Genomic DNA, 16,585 nt, shown 5'->3' on the forward strand with positions numbered 1-16,585 from the left:
CCGGGTAGGCGGAGGGGATCAGAAGGAGGAGTGCCATGACGACATACGTCATCTCGGTGCCGGGCACGTTCACCGGTACGGTCCAGGACGCCACGACGGACGAGCTCACCCGCGCCCTGCGCCCCGACGACCCGCACGGGACCCACCTGGGAGACGAGGAGGACCTGGACGCCCTCTCGGTCAACGACGACGGCACCTTCACCATTCGCCTCACCGTCGAGGCGGACACCGCCGCGCACGCGGAGAGCCGTGCCAAGGAGATCGCGGACTCCGCCCTGCGCACGGCAGGCCTGGACCGCGACAGCGCGCCGCTCGGACCGACGCTGGTCACCGGAATCGATTCCGACGTCTGACGCGACCACGTCCGCGACGGCACACCGCCCGGGTGCCCCGGTCCGGGAGTGGCCCGGCTCACATGGCGTACCGGAGGTGGCGCCGACACGATGGTGTCGTCACCCGGCAGGCTGAAGGGATCAAGAATGTTCCGCAAGGTGCTGGTCGCCAACCGCGGTGAGATCGCGATCCGCGCGTTTCGGGCGGGCTACGAGCTCGGCGCGCGCACCGTCGCCGTCTTCCCGCACGAGGACCGCAACTCGCTGCACCGGCTGAAGGCCGACGAGGCCTATGAGATCGGGGAGCCGGGGCACCCGGTGCGCGCGTATCTCTCCGTGCAGGAGATCGTCCGCGCCGCGCTCCGCGCCGGGGCCGACGCCGTGTACCCGGGCTACGGATTCCTGTCGGAGAACCCCGAGCTGGCACGTGCCTGCGAAGAGGCCGGCATCACCTTCGTCGGACCCAGCACCAGGATCCTGGAACTGACCGGCAACAAGGCCCGTGCCGTGGCCGCCGCACGCGAGGCCGGCGTACCGGTCCTCGGCTCCTCCGCGCCCTCCACCGACGTGGACGAACTCGTCCGCGCCGCCGACGACATCGGTTTCCCGGTGTTCGTCAAGGCGGTCGCCGGCGGTGGCGGGCGCGGCATGCGCCGGGTCGAGGACCCCGAGCAGCTGCGCGAGGCCATCGAGGCGGCCTCCCGGGAGGCCGCCTCCGCCTTCGGCGACTCCACGGTCTTCCTGGAGAAGGCGGTCGTGGAGCCCCGCCACATCGAGGTGCAGATCCTCGCCGACGGGCAGGGCGACGTCATCCACCTCTTCGAGCGGGACTGCTCGGTGCAGCGCCGCCACCAGAAGGTGATCGAGCTGGCGCCCGCGCCCAACCTCGACCCCGCCCTGCGCGAGCGGATCTGCGCGGACGCGGTGAACTTCGCCCGGCAGATCGGCTACCGCAACGCCGGCACCGTGGAGTTCCTCGTCGACCGCGACGGCAACCACGTCTTCATCGAGATGAACCCCCGCATCCAGGTCGAGCACACGGTGACCGAGGAGGTCACCGACGTCGACCTCGTCCAGTCCCAGCTGCGCATCGCCGCCGGTGAGACGCTGGCGGACCTCGGGCTCGCGCAGGAGAACATCACCCTGCGCGGCGCCGCCCTCCAGTGCCGCATCACCACCGAGGACCCGGCCAACGGCTTCCGCCCCGACACCGGGCAGATCAGCGCCTACCGCTCGCCCGGCGGCTCGGGCATCCGTCTCGACGGCGGCACCACCCACGCCGGTACGGAGATCAGCGCCCACTTCGACTCGATGCTGGTCAAACTCTCCTGCCGCGGCCGGGACTTCACCACCGCCGTGAACCGCGCCCGGCGCGCCGTGGCCGAGTTCCGCATCCGCGGTGTCGCCACCAACATCCCGTTCCTCCAGGCGGTCCTGGACGACCCGGACTTCCAGGCGGGCCGGGTCACCACCTCGTTCATCGAGCAGCGCCCGCACCTGCTCACCGCCCGGCACTCCGCCGACCGCGGCACGAAGCTGCTGACCTACCTCGCCGACGTCACCGTGAACAAGCCGCACGGCGAGCGCCCCGAGCTGGTCGACCCGATGACCAAGCTGCGCGCGGTACCCGCGGGGGAGCCCCCGGCCGGGTCCCGGCAACTGCTGGCCGAGCTGGGCCCCGAGGGCTTCGCCCGCCGGCTGCGCGAGTCGTCCACCATCGGCGTCACGGACACCACCTTCCGCGACGCGCACCAGTCGCTGCTCGCCACCCGGGTGCGCACCAAGGACATGCTCGCCGTCGCCCCGGTGGTCGCCCACACCCTGCCCGAACTGCTGTCCCTGGAGTGCTGGGGCGGTGCCACCTACGACGTGGCGCTGCGCTTCCTCGCCGAGGACCCGTGGGAGCGGCTGGCCGCCCTGCGCGAGGCCGTGCCCAACATCTGCCTCCAGATGCTGCTGCGCGGCCGCAACACGGTGGGCTACACCCCGTATCCGACCGAGGTGACCGACGCCTTCGTGCAGGAGGCCGCCGCCACCGGCATCGACATCTTCCGCATCTTCGACGCCCTCAACGACGTCGAGCAGATGCGCCCCGCCATCGAGGCCGTACGGCAGACGGGGACGTCCGTCGCGGAAGTGGCCCTCTGCTACACCGCCGACCTGTCCGACCCCGCCGAGCGGCTCTACACCCTCGACTACTACCTGCGCCTCGCCGAGCAGATCGTGGACGCCGGCGCGCACGTCCTCGCGATCAAGGACATGGCCGGCCTGCTGCGCGCCCCGGCCGCGGCGACCCTGGTGTCGGCGCTGCGCCGCGAGTTCGACCTGCCGGTGCACCTGCACACCCACGACACCACCGGCGGCCAGCTCGCCACCTACCTGGCCGCCATTCAGGCCGGCGCGGACGCCGTGGACGGAGCGGTGGCATCCATGGCCGGTACCACCTCGCAGCCGTCCCTGTCGGCGATCGTGGCCGCCACCGACCACACGGATCGGCCCACCGGCCTCGACCTCAGGGCCGTCGGCGACCTGGAGCCGTACTGGGAGAGCGTCCGCAAGGTCTATGCCCCCTTCGAGGCGGGCCTCGCCTCGCCGACCGGCCGCGTCTACGACCACGAGATCCCCGGCGGGCAGCTCTCCAACCTGCGCACCCAGGCCATCGCGCTCGGTCTCGGCGACCGCTTCGAGGACATCGAGGCGATGTACGAGGCCGCCGACCGGATGCTGGGCCGCCTGGTGAAGGTCACGCCCTCCTCCAAGGTGGTCGGCGACCTGGCCCTGCACCTGGTGGGCGCCGGCGTCTCCCCGGCGGACTTCGAGGCGGAGCCGGACCGCTTCGACATCCCCGACTCGGTCGTCGGCTTCCTGCGCGGCGAGCTGGGCACCCCGCCCGGCGGCTGGCCCGAGCCGTTCCGCAGCAAGGCGCTGCGGGGCCGGGCCGAGGCCAAGCCGGTGCCCGAGCTGAGCGCCGACGACCGCACGGGGCTGGCCAAGGAGCGCCGGGCGACCCTCAACCGGCTGCTGTTCCCCGGGCCTGCGCGCGAGTTCGACACCCACCGGGCGTCGTTCGGCGACACCAGCGTCCTGGACAGCAAGGACTTCTTCTACGGGCTGCGCCCGGGCAAGGAGTACACGGTCGACCTGGACCCCGGCGTCCGGCTGCTCATCGAACTCCAGGCGGTCGGCGACGCCGACGAACGCGGCATGCGCACCGTGATGTCCTCGCTCAACGGGCAGATCCGGCCCATCCAGGTCCGCGACCGCTCGGCGGCCTCCGACGTCCCGGTCACCGAGAAGGCGGACCGGACCGACCCCGGCCACGTGGCGGCGCCCTTCGCGGGTGTGGTGACCCTGGCCGTCGCCGAGGGCGACGAGGTGACGGCCGGTGCCACGGTGGCCACCATCGAGGCGATGAAGATGGAGGCCACGATCACCGCCCAGAAGGCCGGCACGGTGAGCCGTCTCGCCATCAACCGCATCCAGCAGGTCGAGGGCGGCGACCTGCTCGTGCAACTCGCCTGACCCGCCGGCGGCCCGTGCGTCCGGGGCCCACCCCCGGACGCGCGGGCCGCCGCGTCCTACCCTCCGGTCACGGGAACTGGGTGACCTTGGACGGCACGGTGCTCGTCCCCGACGTGGGCGCGCCGGTGTCGTTGATGACGTGCCGGTACTGGCCCATGCCACCGAGTGAGACCACTTGGAGGTTCCGCATCCTGACGCCCGGTTTGACCGGCACCTGGAACCCGTGGTGCTGGACGATGCCCGGATCGGACGTGTAGTTGCAGTAGCTGCCCAGGGCCACGGCCTCGTGCTCGTTCACCGAGTCGGCGACCTTGTAGGCCGCGTAGCCGACGATGCCGTCGTGGGTGATGGCGGCCTCGTTCGGGGCGTCGTACGCCTTCTCGTTCTGGAAGAAGATGGTCCGGCCGCGCTCGCCGCTCCAGTACACGTCGTACTTGTTGAAGTGCTCGACGAACAGGCCGGTCGCGAGGACGTCGTCGCCGTTGACGCGCAGACCGTAGTCGGCGCGGTTGGTCTCCCAGCCGACGCCTTCACCGTGGTCCGCCCGCCAGATCCAGGTGTGGTCGATCAGGACGTCGTCGCTGTTGACCACGACGGAGTCGGTGGCCCGGCCCGGTCCCGCGCCGCCGATGCGGATGAACACGTCCTGCATGGTGGTGGGGTTGGCCGCGTGATCGGCGTTCGCACCGGGCGCCCCGATCCGCAGCAGCGTGTCGGAGTTCTGCGGGCCCGCGTCGATCAGGAAGCCCGCGAGCCGCACCCCGTCCACGTCGGCCACGTGCATGGCGTCGACGCCGCCGTCCGGGATGATCGTGGCCAGGCCGAGGCCGAGCACGACGGTGTTGGCGCGGTCGACCTCGATGGTCTTGTCGATGTGGTAGACGCCGGGCGTGAAGAGCAGGTTGAGGCCCTGGTCGAGCGCGGCGTTGATGGTCGTGGCCGTCGCGCCCGGCTTGACCACGTAGAACTGGCTGAGCGGCAGCGAGGTGCCGCCCGCGTTGGCGGGCCAGGAGACGCCGCGGGCGTTGGTGCGCTTGGCCGGCACCCGCACCTTGTACTCGTCGCCGTCCAGGTGGAGGAACGGCTTCTCGCGGGAGATCGGCGTCGTGTCGAGCGTGGTGTACGGGCCGGTCTCGAAGTTGCTCGCGGGCGCGCCCTGGACGCCCGTGAAGGTCATGTTCCAGACGCCGTTGGTCCAGCCGCCCACCGAGCTGTCGCGGGTGTACCACTGCTGCTGCGAATAGGGGCCCACCGTGCCGTCGACCTTCGAGTCGGCGATGTAGCCGCCGGAGGCCCAGCCGTAGCCGTTGGGGGCGAGGTTGAGGCCGCCCTGGACGTGGATGCGGCGGAAGGGCGCCGCCTGGGCCACAGCCCAGCGGTTGGTGCCGTTGACGGGCCGGATGGCGAGGTTCTCGGCCGAACGCCAGAAGTTCTGGGTGGCGTTGCCGTTGAACCAGCCGGCGTCCACGGTGATGTCGCCGTTGAGCTGGACGTCGTCCGGGTTGAGGCCCAGGCCGGAGACCGAGGTGTAGAAGCCGAGTTGGGCGTTGATCCCGTTGTAGGTGCCCGGCTTCAGCAGGAACTGGTAGCGCCCGCTGCCGAACTGGGACGACTCCTGCTGGGCGAAGACCTGGTCGAAGCGCTGCTGGAGGTTCGGGGTCGAGGGGTCGACCACGATGACGTTCGGGCCCAGGTCGCCGCCGCCCTCGATCGGTGGAGCGCCGGTCGTGCCGGTGTGCACGGCGAACTCCCAGAGCGAGTAGCCGTAGCCCGTGGCACGCGCGGTGCCGTACACGCGGACGTACCGGCCCGAGCCGCTGACGTCGTAGGAGGCCTTGCCCCCGGTGGCGCCGGTGACGCTCTTCAGCGTGTGCCAGCTCTGTCCGTCCGAGGAGGCCTCGATCCGGAACTCCTTGGCGTGGGCGGCCTCCCAGTGCAGGTCCACCTTGCACAGGTCGCGCACCGCGCCCAGGTCGACCCGCAGCCACTGCGGATCCGAGGCCTGGCTGGACCAGCGGGTGCCGGCGTCGCCGTCGAAGGCCGCGGCGGCGGGTGTCCCGGCGTTCTCGACGGAGGAGGCGGAGGCGGGCTTGCCGCGGGCGGCGTCGGCGCTGTCGCAGGAGCCGGGGGCGGCGGGGCCGGTGGTGCCGAAGACCTGGAACTCCCACAGGGAGTAACCCCAGTCGGTGGCCCGGTGAACGCCCTGCATGCGGACGTACCGTCCCTGGCCCGAGACGTCCAGGGTGTCGGTGCCGCCGTCGCCGCCGGTCACCGTCTTCGCGTCGGTCCAGGTGCTCCCGTCCGGGGAGAGCTGGATCCTGTAGTCCTTGCCGTAGGCCGCCTCCCAGTCGAGGACGACCCGGGTGACGGAGGCGGTGGCGCCCAGGTCGACCTGGAGCCACTGGTCGTCGCTCGCGGCCGACGACCAACGGGTGTTCGCGTTCCCGTCGACGGCGTTGCCGGAGGGCGTTCCGGCGTTCTCGGCCGACGACGACGTGGCCGTGCGGCCCTGGGAGAGGGGCGTGTCGGCCGCGGTGGCCGTGACGGGCGCGGGAAGGGTGACGAGCGCCGCCGTGGCGACGAGCGCGACACCCAAGGATCTGAGTCTCATCTGTGGGCTTTCTGCGGGTGCGGACAAGGAGTGGCCCAGCGCCAACCGCAGTACGCGGCGGCTTAGTTCAAGGTGTGATTTAAGTAGTGAGACCTCGATCGGGCAAGAGTCCGGGCAAGAGTTCGGGCAACTCTTCGGCCGGGGCGGCTCCGTTCGGGCCGACCGTCAGGTCGTCGGCCGGGTGAAGACCCCGGCCCGTGCCGCCGTCGCGGCGGCCTCCGCGGCGCGGTCGGCCGCCGCCTCGTCGAGCGGGTCGTCGGTGGTCAGCAGGCGGTAGTAGAGGGGGGCGGAGACGGCCCGGATCACCTCGCGGGTGTCGGTGGCCTCCGGGAGTTCGCCGCGTTCCACCGCCTGCCGGGCGCAGGGCTCCCACTCCGCGACGCGGACCTCGTAGAACCGCTGCAGGGCGGCCGCCGTCTGCGGGTCGCAGGTGGCGGCCGCCAGGACGGCCTTGAACAGGGCGCCTTGGCGGGGATCGGCCAGCGTGCGCTGCACCAGCCGGGCGTTCGCCCGCAGGTCGCCGAGGAGTGAGCCCGACTCGGTGCGGGGCAGTGACTGCTCGGCCATGTCCGCGAGCAGGTCGGCGACCAGGTGGGCCGGGGTTCCCCAGCGGCGGTAGACCGTCGTCCTGCCGACCTCCGCGCGGCGCGCCACGTCGGCCAGGTCGAGGCCGGCCAGTCCGTGATCCGCCAGTGCGTCGCCGGCCGCCCGGAGTACGGCGGACCGCACCCGGGCGGTGCGGCCGCCGGGCCGAACGGTGCCGTGGCCTGTGCTCTCGGGCGCCATAACGGGACTCCTGTTCCATTAATGAGGTGACTGGTGTTAGCGTGTGTCCCACATTAACGGAACAAGAGTCCCGTTAAAAGCCGCCGTCGTGCGCGACGGCCGGACGAGGGGATGCGGTTGTGGAACACAGGAGACTGGGAACGTCCGGGCTCATGGTCCCGGCACTGAGCTTCGGCGCGGGCACCTTCGGCGGGCGCGGCGAGCTGTTCGGCGCCTGGGGCGACACGGACGCGGCCGAGGCACGCCGGCTGGTCGACATCTGCCTGGAAGCGGGCGTGACCATGTTCGACACCGCCGACGTCTACTCCGCGGGCGCCTCGGAGGAAGTGCTCGGCGCCGCCGTCAAGGGGCGCCGCGACCAGGTGCTGATCTCCACCAAGGCCGGTCTGCCGACGGGGGACGGCCCGGGGGACGCCGGCACCTCGCGGACGCGTCTGATCAAAGCCGTCGACCAGGCCCTGCGCCGGCTCGGCACGGACTACATCGACCTCTTCCAACTGCACGCCTACGACGCGGGCACCCCGGTGCACGAGGTGCTGGCCACCCTCGACGACCTCGTACGCGCCGGGAAGCTCCGCTACACCGGCGTCTCGAACTTCAGCGGCTGGCAGCTGATGAAGTCGCTGGCCGACGCGGACGCCCACGGGTACCAGCGCTACGCCGCGCACCAGGTCTACTACTCCCTCGTCGGACGGGACTACGAGTGGGAGCTGATGCCGCTGGCCGTCGACCAGGGAGTCGGAGCCGTCGTCTGGAGCCCTCTCGGATGGGGGCGGCTCACCGGCCGGATCGGTCGCGGCCGGCCCCTGCCGCCCGGCAGCCGGCTGCACGCCACCGCCGACTACGGGCCGCCCGTGGCGGACGACCTCCTCTTCCGCGTCACGGACTGCCTCGACGCCATCGCGGAGGAGACCGGCCGGACCGTCCCGCAGATCGCCATCAACTGGCTGCTGCGGCGCCCGACCGTCTCCTCGGTCCTCATCGGCGCCCGCAACGAGGACCAGCTCAGGCAGAACCTCGGCGCCGTGGGATGGTCCCTGACCGAGGACCAGGTGGCCCGGCTCGACACCGCGAGCGCCAAGGCCGCCCCCTACCCGTACTTCCCCTACGAGCGCCAGGAGGGCTTCGCCCGGGTCAATCCGCACCCCCTGAGCCGAGCGGGCGGCCACGTGAGCGCCTCCGCTCTCGGCTGACCTGGGAGTTCCGGCGGGCCGACCACGTCATTGTCAGTGTGGTGCCGCAGAATGCGGGTAACCGAGATCAACACCGGCCGGACCGGGTAGGCGGTCTCGAGTCACTGACCTGGAAGGGCCAATGCCGATGCCGCTTCACGCCGTCCGACCACGGACCACCGCCTCCCGTGCGACCGCACGCCACACCCCGCTCGGCCAGGGTGAGGCCGAGGTCCTGCGGATAGTCACCGACGCGCGCACCCCCGTCTTCGTCACCGTGCGCGAGGGCGGGCGCCGCCGGTACAGCTACTGGCGTCCGCTGGACTCCGTCACCGGCAGAGGCGGCTGCTACGTCGCGCTGCCCACCGCCGAGTGCGACGCGCTGCACGCCGCCGGGCGGATCACCCTCGGCGATCCCGTCGCCGACCCGGCGCGGACGACGTACCGCGTGCGCGCCGCCCGCACACCGGCCGCAGCCGTGCGCGCGCTTCCCCGGCGGGAGCGCGCCGCGTGAGCGGGGACGGGGCGGGGCGCGAGGACGGGACGCGGCGCGGCGAAGAGCCCACCGAGGCGGACCTCCTCGACGGCCTGCGGATCGACGAGCGCAGACCGGAGAAGCCGGTCCTCCTCAACGCCGACCGGACCCCCATCGACACCTGGCGGGAGAACCACCCCTACGACCGCAAGGTGCGCAGGACCGACTACGAGCGGGAGAAGCGGGTCCTGCAGATCGAGCTGCTCAAGATGCAGCGCTGGGTCAAGGAGTCCGGACAGCGGATCGTGGTGCTGTGCGAAGGCCGTGACGCGGCCGGCAAGGGCGGCACCATCCAGCGCTTCACCGAACGTCTCAACCCCCGCGGCGCACGCGTGGTCGCACTGGACAAACCGACCGAGAGGGAGGCCGGGCAGTGGTATTTCCAGCGCTACGTCGCCCACCTCCCCGCCCGCGGCGAGATCGTCTTCTTCGACCGCTCCTGGTACAACCGGGCGGGCGTCGAACGCGTGATGGGATTCTGCACGGAGGACGAGTACCGCGCATTCCTTCAGCAGGCGCCGCTGTTCGAGCGCATGCTCACCGATGACGGCATCCTGCTGGTGAAGTTCTGGTTCTCCGTCTCCCAGGCCGAACAGCGGACCCGTTTCGCGATCCGCCGGGTCGACCCGGTACGCCGCTGGAAGCTGTCGCCGACGGACCTCGCCTCGCTGGACCGCTGGGACGACTACACCGCCGCGAAGGTCGACATGTTCCGGGCCACCGACACCGAACACGCGCCCTGGACGGTGGTCAAGAACAACGACAAGCGCCGCGGCCGGCTGGAGGCGATGCGCAGCCTGCTGGACCGCTGCGACTACCCCGCCAAGGACCACCGGGCCGTGGGCCGGCCCGACCCGCTGATCGTGGGCCCCGCCGACACCCTGCTGGAGGCCGACGAGGAACCGGCCGACCTCTCGCCGACACCCCTGGCGGAGCACGGCGACGGCCCAGGGCTCCACCCGGAATCGACGGACTGAGACGGGCCGGACGGCGGCCCCTCCGAAGCACTGCTTCCGAGGGGCCGGACGGCGCTCAGTGCTCCAGCGGAGCGCGCAGCGCCGGGTCCGAGGCCGTCCCCCACACCTCCGGCAGCTCCCGCCGCCGCGCCTCCGCGCCCGCCCGCTCCCTGCCGTGCAGCAGCCCCCAGGTGAAAGCGGACTCGCCGGCGGCGTGCGCCGCCACGCCCAGCGCCCGCAGGGCTTCCTGGGCGACGACCGCGTCCTGGTGCTCGCCGAGCACCTTCTGCACCTTCTTGACCCGCTTGCCGAGCCGGGCGACGGGCTTGCCGAGCGCGGGACGCGCGACCTCGGCCGCGTAGCGGACCTTCTTGGCCTCCTTGCGGGCCTCGTGCAGAGCCGTCGCCCGCGCGGGGCCGGACTCCTGCGCGAAGGCGTGCTCCATCCGCCCGGCGAGGCGGCCGTACTCCTTCAGCACCGCCGCCGCCATCGTCCGGGCCGGCTTCCCCGACGCCTTGGCCCGCAGCGGCGGCTCCCGCAGCAGCCCCTCCAGCGCGTCGAGGAGCAGCAGGTAGCGGGGCGAATCCAGGGCCTCGCGCGTCCGGGTCAGGGCGTCGCCGCCGCGGGACACGTCCCACACCCGCAGCCGGGCGGCGACGGGGCCGAGCACCAGGTCGTCGGGCAGCTCGTCCAGCGCGGTGCCGATGCGTTCGCGCAGTACCTCCTGGTCCCGCGCCACTCCCAGCTCACCCGCCAGCCACTTGAGTTCCGCGCGCACCGGATCGGTGGTCCGCCGGTCGAGCACCGACCGGTACGAGCGCAGGCAGCTGCGCAGACGGCGGCACGTGACGCGCATCTGGTGCACGGCGTCGGGCAGGTCGCGCCGGACCGCCGGGTCCAGGGCGACCAGCTTGCCCACCTGCTCGCGCAGATACCCGAGCACATACGAGCCGGGGGAGGCGGCGGCCACCGCGGCCGGGTGCGGCACCTCCCGCCCCGTTCCCGATCCGGTGTCCCGCAGGGCGCGGGACAGCTTGGAGGGGCTGTCGGACCGGACGACGCCCTTCTTGCGGAGCTTCTTCTCCACGCGGTCCAGCAGACCGGCGTCGGTCCCGTCCGCGAGTTCGACCTCCAGCTCGCTCCACTCGGCACGGCCGCCGCCCGGCAGCAGCGAGTCGGCGCGCACGTCGTCGAGGCTCAGCTCGGCGAGCACCCTGCCCTCCGCGTCGCGCAGGTGTCGCACGGCCCGGGTGGAGCGGATCCGGACGACCGGGCGCAGGTGGGCGCCCCGGGTGCGGGACAGGGCCAGCTCGCGCAGTGCCTGGGGTACCTCGTCGGACAGCGGGGCCCGTACCTCCTCCCGGGTGTCCCCGGTCAGCGGCAGTTTCAGATGCCAGCCGGCGTCCGCACCGCCCGTCCGGCGGCGCAGCGTGGCTGAGGTCGCGACGAGACGCAGATCCTCGGTGTCGTGGTACACCGCGTCCAGCTTCTCGGACGCGGCCTCGGTGACCGAGGCGATCGGACCGACACCGGTGAGGTCGGGCAGCCCGCCGGGGCCGCGGGTGGCGGGCTCGTACTTTCGTTCTGTCTCGTGCTTCGACTGGGTCATGTTGTGTCCCTGGACGGTATCCGGCGGATCAAACGCGCGCGGCGGGAGTGACACCGCGCCGGGCGGAGAGGGCATACCCGCCCCCCTTGTAAGGAGTTCCCTGTCCGGCGGCGGCTAGCCGCCGCTGACGAGCCAGGGCCGCGGGTCGTTGTAGTAGCCGTCGAGGACGACCTCGAAGTGGAGGTGCGGGCCGGTGGACAGGCCGGTGGAGCCGACCCGGCCGATCGGTGTCCCGGCCTCCACCGACTGCCCGACGGCGGTCTCCAGGGCGGACAGGTGGCTGTACGTCGTCTCCAGCCGTTTGCCCTGGATGGTCCCGTGGTCCACCACGACACGGTTGCCGTACGCGCTGGTCGGCGCCGCGAACACCACGCGCCCTCCACGCGCGGCGACGACCTGCGCACCCTGGGGCGCCGCGAAGTCCACGCCGGTGTGCAGCTTGGTCACGCCGGTCAGCGGATGCTCGCGAGATCCGTAGGGCGAGGTGATGGTGAGCGGGCTGACCGGGGCGGTCAGCAGGGCGCCGGCCGCCCCGCCCGCACCGGCGGGGTCCTCCCGGTCGAGCGCCTCGTAGCGGGGGAGGAGCTTGTGGACCTCGGCGAGATAGGTCTCCGCCTCCGCCGGGACGCGTCCCGCCTTCGTCACGGCGTCCGTTCCGGTCGCATACGCGGCCAGCGTCAGGTCCACGAGGTCGCCGTTGACCCGGCCCTCGGTGCGCAGCTCGGTCACCTCCTCGGCCAGGGAGCAGTCCCGCCGGCCCAGCGCCATGATGGCGTCCGCCGGTTCGCGCGGCGAGGCCTTGCCGTTGCCGTCGTCGTCCTTGCCCCAGGTCCGCCACTCGGAGTCGGTGAAGGCGGCGATGCCCTTCTGCCCCGACAGTTCGTCCGTGTCGTCGCTCCAGCCGGAGAGCTGGTCGATCTGGGCGGCGAGCACGGACGGGTCGAGGACGGTGCAGGCCGAGGCCGCCTTGCGCAGCCACGGGATGTAGGAGGGGTCGACATCGACTCCCGAGGACCGTTTCGAGTCCGGGTCGTCGGGCCAGGGGTTCGGCAGTCCGCCCGTCAGCGCGAGGAAGGAGGCCACACCGATGACGGTCACCAGGGCCGGCAACAGCAGCAGGGTGAAGAGGCCGGGGGCCCGGCGCTTCCGCTTCCGCTTCGGGGGCTGCTCCGCCTGCTCCGGCGCTGCCTCGTCCGTGTGGCCGGTCGCCTCCGCCACGGTCAGCCGCTCGTCGTTCACCTGGCCGCTCGCCGGGACGTGATGCTCACCGGAGGAAGGTAACGCGGCGGTGCCGGGGAGTCAGGAGACGCCGAGGCAGAAGGGGCTGCCCGAACGGGCAGAGCCGGCCAAGTGCGGCGACCGCGGGGGCGCCGGGTCTGGCCGGGCGCGGATTACTTCGATAGTTTGCTGGTGCGGCCCCGTGTCATCCCCCGTACGCGGGGCCGCGCCAAGCGTCCGCGTCACGAGCCGATCGTGACCACCTCGCCAGTACGGCGGGCCCGTTCCGCGGCCCAGACGACCCGGTGGGTCGCCAGACTCGCGGCCGCGTCCGACGCCAGGGCGCTCGCGTCACCGGTGGCGACCGCGTCGAGGAACGCGTCGACCAGCGCCTCGTCCCCGCCACCGTGCCCGTCGGCCGCCGAAGCCCCCGCCGTGACCTCGGGATCGACCACCGACTCGGCGCCCGTGCGGAAGTCGACCAGCCGGATGCTCGTCCCGTCCCCTTCGGCGAAGCCGTGCGTGCCGTGCAGCCGCGTGCGCCGGTGCCCCATCGGGGTGAAGGCGCTCATGGTGAACGAGCAGGTGGCGCCGTCGGCGAACTCCATGGCGACGACCTGGTGGTCCACGACGTCGTTGTCGCAGGCGTACACGCAACGCCCGTAGGGACCGGTGCGCAGCGCCCGCTCCACGCCCTCCTCGGTGAAGGTGTCCGTCACCGCCGACAGCGGCCAGAACTCGCTGTCCGCGTCGCCCAGACAGCCGAGGTAGAGCCGCTTGGCCGAGTACGGGCAGTCCGCCTCGACCGAGCAGTCCAGGCAGCGTGCGGCCGCACCGGCGGGCGCGGCGTCGGCGCGGAAATGGGTGAGCGAGCCGAAGGACGAGACCCGCCGCGGGGCGCTGCCGACGAGGTGGACCAGCCAGTCCACGTCGTGACACGCCTTGGTGAGCAGCATCGGCGCCGAGGTGTCGCTTCGGCGCCAGTTGCCGCGCACGAACGAGTGCGCCTGGTGCCACCAGCCGACCGGCTCCAGGTGCTCCACACTCGTCAGCCTGCCGATCCGGCCGTTGTCCAGCAGGGACTTGAGGGCCCGCGTGTAGGGCGTGTACCGCAGGACGTGACAGACCGCGAGCATGATTCCGGCCCGCTCCGCGGCCTCGGCGATGGCCGTCGCCTCCCGCTCCCCGGTCGCCATCGGCTTCTCCAGCAGCAGGTGGTAGCCGAGCCCCGCCAGCCGGACCGCGGGCGCCGTGTGCAGGCGGTCCTGGGTGGCGACCACCGCCGCGTCCGCCAGCCGTTCCCGCCCCGCCAGCTCCTCCCAGCCGGTGTACAGATGGTGCGCCGGCACGCCGAACTCCCGTCCGGCCGCGGCCCGGCGCACGGGGTCCGGTTCGGCCACCGCCACCACCTCGCCCGCGCCGGTGGCCTGGGCGTGGCGTGCGTACGTCAGCCCGCGCAGACCGGCACCGACCAGTGCCAGCGTCACTCGGGGCATCGTCCCGCCTCCCTCGTCGTGTTGGTCCCTCGTCGTGTTCGTCGCGCCGGTCGCGTCGGCTCAGCGTGCGAGCACCGCCCGCAGCCCCGGCTGGAGCCGGTCACCGTGGGCACGGACCATGTCGTCGCACAGCTCCCAGATCTGCTCGACCCGCAGCGTCGCCGCCGTCGCCGGGTCGGTCATCGCGGCGTGCCTGATGTGCCGCGGGTCGTCCTCCGTCGCGGCCCGCACCACCAGGTCGGTGGTGCTCAGGTAGGTGCGGTTGAGGGCCGCCAGCTGCGGGGGCAGCGCGCCGATCCGGGTGGGCTGGATGCCCGAGGAGTCGACCAGGCACGGGACTTCGACGGCGCCGCGGGCGGGGAGGTTGTCGATCAGGCCGTGGTTGGGCACGTTGCCGTAGATCGTGCGGGGCGTGCCGGTCACGATGCTGTGGATGATCTGCGGGGCGTACTCCATGGTGCCCTCGACGGTGAGCGGGGCGCCGCAGGCCAGCGCGTCCCGGGTCCGCTCGTACTCGGCGACGTTCTCGTCCACGATGTCCAGGTAGGCGCCGACGGGCAGCCGCAGCCGGTCGATCTCGCTGTCGTGGTGCAGGTACCAGGGGACGTACTCGGAGGAGTGCTCGCTGGTCTCGGTCGGGTACGCGCCCAGGCGCCGGTACATGTCGACGCGGACCCGCCGGCGCAACTGCTCGTCCTCGGCGATCAGGGCGTCGAGCCGCGGGTACAGGTCATTGCCGCCGTGCTCCAGACGGAGCACCCACGCCTGGTGGTTGACGCCCGCGGCCCGGTAGGTGACCTCCTCGTAGGGGACCTTGAGCAGATCGCACAGGCTCTGGATGGTCCAGTAGACGGAGTGGCACAGTCCCACGACCCGCGTCAGGCCGGTCGCCTCGGCGAGGTACTGGACGTTCATCGCCATCGGGTTGGTGTAGTTGAGCAGCCAGGCGTCCGGGCACAGCTCGGCGATGTCCCGCCCCAGCTCCCTGAGGAGCGGGAAGGTGCGCAGGGCGCGGAAGATGCCGCCGACGCCGAGGGTGTCGCCGATGGTCTGGCGCAGCCCGTACCGGGCCGGTACCTCGAAGTCGGTGCGGGTCGCCTCCCGCATGCCGACCTGCACGATGTTGATGACGAAGTCGGCGCCGGCGAGGGCCTCGCGGCGGTCGGCGTGCGCGGTGACACGGGGGCGGGCGCCGCGTTCGGCGGCGATGTACTCGGCCGCGGCCCGCGCGGTGGACAGGCGCTCCGCGTCGATGTCGTGCAGCGCGATGTGCGCGGACTTCAGCTCGTCGAACGCGAAGAGGTCGGCGAGCAGGCCCTGGGTGAAGACGACGCTGCCGGCTCCGATGAAGGTGATCTTGGGGGCGGTCGGCTGGGCGGTGCTCATGCGGGGTTCTCTCCGTTACGGGTGACCTGGGCGAACGCTTCGTCCCAGGTGGGCTGGGCGGTCGTGCCGCCGTGGGCGCGGGTGGACAGCGCGCCGCAGACGGCGGCGAGTTCGAGGGCGTCGGGCAGGGCGAGCCCGGCGAGGAGGGCGGCGACGAACCCGGCGTCGAAGCTGTCGCCGGCGCCCACCGTGTCGACGGGCCGCGCCGGGATGCCCGGCGTGGCGAGCAGGGTGCGGCCGTCGTGGCACAGGGCGCCCTCGGCCCCGTTCTTGACGACGACCGTCGGTCCTCGCTTCGCGAGGGCGGCGGCGGACTCGCCGAGGTCGGCGGTGTCGACTCCGGCGAGCCGCCGCGCCTCGGCCGCGTTGGGCAGCAGGTAGTCGGTGTGGGCGAGCACGGCGTCGAGACCGGGCGGGTCCCAGCGCCCCGAGGGGTCGTCGTTCGTGTCGAGGGAGGTCGTCGCGCCGTTCGAGCGCGCGGTGCGCAGCAGGCCGGGCAGACCGGCGGCGAGGCCGGGCAGCAGGAAGTACGACGCGGCGTGCACGTGCCGGGCCGCGGCCAGCAGGTCGGCCGGGACGTCGGAGGCCGTCGTGGACCGCAGGGTGCCCGGCGCCGTCACGATGGCGCGGTCCCCCTCGGCCCTGGTCAGGACGACGGTGAGCGGCGTGGGCAGGCGCGGATCGGTGTACAGGGCGGTGGTGTCGACGCCGTGCGAGCGGAGGCTGTCGCGCATGTAGCGGCCCGCGTCGTCGTCGCCGACGCGTCCGGCGAACGCCACCCGCAGACCGAGGCGGGCCGCGCCGCACGCCATGATCGCGGCGGAGCCGCCGAGGGTGAGGGCGCCGTCGGCCACGAGGTGTTCGCGCTGCCCGAAGGCGAGCGGGGCGTCGAGCGGCCCGAGGACGACGTCGGGATTGGCGTCGCCGACGACGAGCAGGTCGAGGGTGTGCGGCATGGGTCT

12 protein-coding genes are annotated in these 16,585 nt (G+C 72.6%); 5 read left to right on the forward strand and 7 right to left on the reverse strand.

Going from position 1 to position 16,585, the window contains the following annotated elements:
- Window positions 1-35 precede the first annotated feature (35 nt).
- Both OIE75_RS38595 and OIE75_RS38600 read left to right on the forward strand, forming a co-directional pair.
- Window positions 36-353: a hypothetical protein gene (locus OIE75_RS38595; RefSeq protein WP_307016981.1), complete on the forward strand. Its 318-nt coding sequence runs from the start codon at window positions 36-38 to the stop codon at window positions 351-353.
- Between the two features lie 126 nt (window positions 354-479).
- A complete protein-coding gene (locus tag OIE75_RS38600) occupies window positions 480-3,854 on the forward strand; it encodes a pyruvate carboxylase (RefSeq protein ID WP_307016982.1) in 3,375 nt (1,124 codons plus the stop codon).
- 67 nt (window positions 3,855-3,921) lie between these two features.
- Here OIE75_RS38600 and OIE75_RS38605 read toward each other — a convergent pair whose 3' ends face one another.
- A complete protein-coding gene (locus tag OIE75_RS38605) occupies window positions 3,922-6,465 on the reverse strand; it encodes a discoidin domain-containing protein (protein WP_329473701.1) in 2,544 nt (847 codons plus the stop codon).
- A 165-nt stretch (window positions 6,466-6,630) separates the two neighbouring features.
- On the reverse strand, window positions 6,631-7,251 hold the full coding sequence (locus OIE75_RS38610) for a TetR/AcrR family transcriptional regulator (RefSeq protein WP_329473702.1): 621 nt from the start codon (window positions 7,249-7,251) through the stop codon (window positions 6,631-6,633).
- Window positions 7,252-7,370: 119 nt separating this feature from the next.
- Between OIE75_RS38610 and OIE75_RS38615 the strand changes: the two genes are divergently transcribed.
- The 3 genes from OIE75_RS38615 (at window position 7,371) to ppk2 (ending at window position 9,935) form a co-directional block, all read left to right on the forward strand.
- The gene (locus tag OIE75_RS38615; protein WP_307016985.1) at window positions 7,371-8,444 is read left to right on the forward strand and encodes an aldo/keto reductase; all 1,074 of its coding nucleotides are present in this window, start codon (window positions 7,371-7,373) and stop codon (window positions 8,442-8,444) included.
- A 127-nt stretch (window positions 8,445-8,571) separates the two neighbouring features.
- Window positions 8,572-8,937, forward strand: coding sequence for a hypothetical protein (locus OIE75_RS38620; RefSeq protein WP_307018287.1), 366 nt, complete (start codon window positions 8,572-8,574; stop codon window positions 8,935-8,937).
- Complete coding sequence (gene ppk2 / locus OIE75_RS38625; protein ID WP_329473703.1) at window positions 8,934-9,935, forward strand: polyphosphate kinase 2; 1,002 nt, start codon at window positions 8,934-8,936, stop codon at window positions 9,933-9,935. The genes OIE75_RS38620 and ppk2 overlap by 4 nt, the downstream gene beginning before the upstream one ends.
- Before the next feature lie 55 nt (window positions 9,936-9,990).
- Here the strand turns inward: ppk2 and OIE75_RS38630 are convergent, their stop codons facing one another.
- The 5 genes from OIE75_RS38630 to OIE75_RS38650 form a co-directional block, all read right to left on the reverse strand.
- Window positions 9,991-11,523, reverse strand: coding sequence for a CYTH and CHAD domain-containing protein (locus tag OIE75_RS38630; protein WP_329473704.1), 1,533 nt, complete (start codon window positions 11,521-11,523; stop codon window positions 9,991-9,993).
- Window positions 11,524-11,637: 114 nt separating this feature from the next.
- Window positions 11,638-12,762 (reverse strand): M23 family metallopeptidase, encoded by a 1,125-nt coding sequence (locus tag OIE75_RS38635; RefSeq protein WP_329473705.1) that lies wholly within the window; start codon window positions 12,760-12,762, stop codon window positions 11,638-11,640.
- Between the two features lie 221 nt (window positions 12,763-12,983).
- Window positions 12,984-14,237: a Gfo/Idh/MocA family protein gene (locus OIE75_RS38640; protein ID WP_307016988.1), complete on the reverse strand. Its 1,254-nt coding sequence runs from the start codon at window positions 14,235-14,237 to the stop codon at window positions 12,984-12,986.
- Between the two features lie 60 nt (window positions 14,238-14,297).
- On the reverse strand, window positions 14,298-15,623 hold the full coding sequence (locus OIE75_RS38645; RefSeq protein WP_329473706.1) for an alpha-glucosidase/alpha-galactosidase: 1,326 nt from the start codon (window positions 15,621-15,623) through the stop codon (window positions 14,298-14,300).
- The gene (locus OIE75_RS38650) at window positions 15,620-16,579 is read right to left on the reverse strand and encodes a carbohydrate kinase family protein (RefSeq protein WP_329473707.1); all 960 of its coding nucleotides are present in this window, start codon (window positions 16,577-16,579) and stop codon (window positions 15,620-15,622) included. The genes OIE75_RS38645 and OIE75_RS38650 overlap by 4 nt, the downstream gene beginning before the upstream one ends.
- Window positions 16,580-16,585: the final 6 nt, after the last annotated feature.

Origin of the sequence: Streptomyces sp. NBC_01723 (genome assembly GCF_036246005.1) — a bacterium.
Classification (GTDB): domain Bacteria; phylum Actinomycetota; class Actinomycetes; order Streptomycetales; family Streptomycetaceae; genus Streptomyces.

What these genes read in the sequence shown, in the direction of transcription:
- OIE75_RS38595 (WP_307016981.1), top strand. Translation starts at nt 36, where the DNA reads ATGACGACATACGTCATCTCGGTGCCGGGCACGTTCACCGGTACGGTC.
- OIE75_RS38600 (WP_307016982.1), top strand. Translation starts at nt 480, where the DNA reads ATGTTCCGCAAGGTGCTGGTCGCCAACCGCGGTGAGATCGCGATCCGC.
- OIE75_RS38605 (WP_329473701.1), bottom strand. Translation starts at nt 6,465, where the DNA reads ATGAGACTCAGATCCTTGGGTGTCGCGCTCGTCGCCACGGCGGCGCTC.
- OIE75_RS38610 (WP_329473702.1), bottom strand. Translation starts at nt 7,251, where the DNA reads ATGGCGCCCGAGAGCACAGGCCACGGCACCGTTCGGCCCGGCGGCCGC.
- OIE75_RS38620 (WP_307018287.1), top strand. Translation starts at nt 8,572, where the DNA reads ATGCCGCTTCACGCCGTCCGACCACGGACCACCGCCTCCCGTGCGACC.
- OIE75_RS38630 (WP_329473704.1), bottom strand. Translation starts at nt 11,523, where the DNA reads ATGACCCAGTCGAAGCACGAGACAGAACGAAAGTACGAGCCCGCCACC.
- OIE75_RS38640 (WP_307016988.1), bottom strand. Translation starts at nt 14,237, where the DNA reads ATGCCCCGAGTGACGCTGGCACTGGTCGGTGCCGGTCTGCGCGGGCTG.
- OIE75_RS38645 (WP_329473706.1), bottom strand. Translation starts at nt 15,623, where the DNA reads ATGAGCACCGCCCAGCCGACCGCCCCCAAGATCACCTTCATCGGAGCC.
- OIE75_RS38650 (WP_329473707.1), bottom strand. Translation starts at nt 16,579, where the DNA reads ATGCCGCACACCCTCGACCTGCTCGTCGTCGGCGACGCCAATCCCGAC.